Raw genomic sequence first — 1,130 nt, forward strand, 5'->3', positions numbered from 1 at the left:
GCCCGTTCTGGCGACTCGAGATCCTTGAGGCCATGATCGCCATCGTAGAACTCTGCATCCTCGGAACTGACATCGCTATCCGGCGGCCGACGGCCGCGTGAAACCAGATAGTTTTTCGCCGTGTTGATGGCGATGCGGTAAAGCCACGTATAAAACGCGCTGTCTCCGCGAAAATTTCCAAGTGCACGGTATGCCTTGATAAAGGCTTCTTGTGCCACATCCTGGGCTTCATGGGTGTCGTGCACGAAACGCACGATCAACCCGAGAATTTTGTGCTGGTATTTCAGCACTAGCAGATCGAAAGCACGCTTGTCGCCGCGCTGAACGCGCTCGACCAGTTGCTGATCCTCTTCCTGGGTTAGCATGAACACTCCTCGATGAGCTCGGAGGAGGCTTGCAGAAGTAAACCACCAGACTTGCAAACATAGACTCGGGCTTTTCGCAAAAGTTCTCCCCCTCCAGGCAAGTTTCCTGCGGGCTCTGATTTGGCACGCACGAAAAGCGCAGCACGAGTTGACCCGGCTGCGCGGATAATCTTGTCATCGGATTCTTCGGCAAGGATCGCACTGCGATCCTCCACTGAAGCCGACACTGTCCCTTGTTTCAGGCAACCGTCTATTGATCTTGGCCCTTTGGCAAAAGTTCCAAATATTTATAGCCGCGCCGACCTGACATTGTGCAACCGTGAAGGGAAAAAGACTGTTAAATCGGCGATACAGTCATTCTCGCGCCCAACGGGCAGAAAAACATCCGACGAAGCGACCGATGTTTTGCGTCACGGTAGTTTCACAATGCCATGCCAGCTCGGGTATTGTGCCGCTCCCCCCCTCTATATACTAGTGGGCTGTGCGGCTGCCTTGACTCGACAGTCCAGTTGCGCCACCCCCGACCCGGGTCGCTTTGAGCGGAATCCTGAAATGAGCCAACAGTTTCAACACGATGTTCTGGTAATTGGCAGCGGTGCTGCCGGCTTGAGCCTTGCGCTGACCTTGCCCGGTCATTTGCGCATTGCCGTACTGAGCAAGGGCAACCTCGCCAATGGCTCGACTTTCTGGGCCCAGGGCGGCGTTGCGGCCGTGCTGGATGACACCGATACCGTTGAATCCCATGTCGATGACACGCTCAATGCC

General features: G+C 55.4%; 2 protein-coding genes. One reads left to right on the forward strand and one right to left on the reverse strand.

All coding sequences use genetic code 11. The features are described from left to right. On the reverse strand, nucleotides 1–365 hold a 365-nt coding region (locus tag AC1DVH_RS31550; RefSeq protein ID WP_477757083.1), incomplete at its 3' end, for a sigma-70 family RNA polymerase sigma factor. A 552-nt stretch (nucleotides 366–917) separates the two neighbouring features. On the opposite strand from AC1DVH_RS31550, the gene AC1DVH_RS31555 reads away from it, so the two are divergent. Beyond that, the coding region (locus tag AC1DVH_RS31555) for an FAD-dependent oxidoreductase (protein WP_477757084.1) at nucleotides 918–1,130 on the forward strand (213 nt) is incomplete at its 3' end.

The sequence above is a fragment of the Pseudomonas sp. P4_C3 genome, assembly GCF_056402075.1.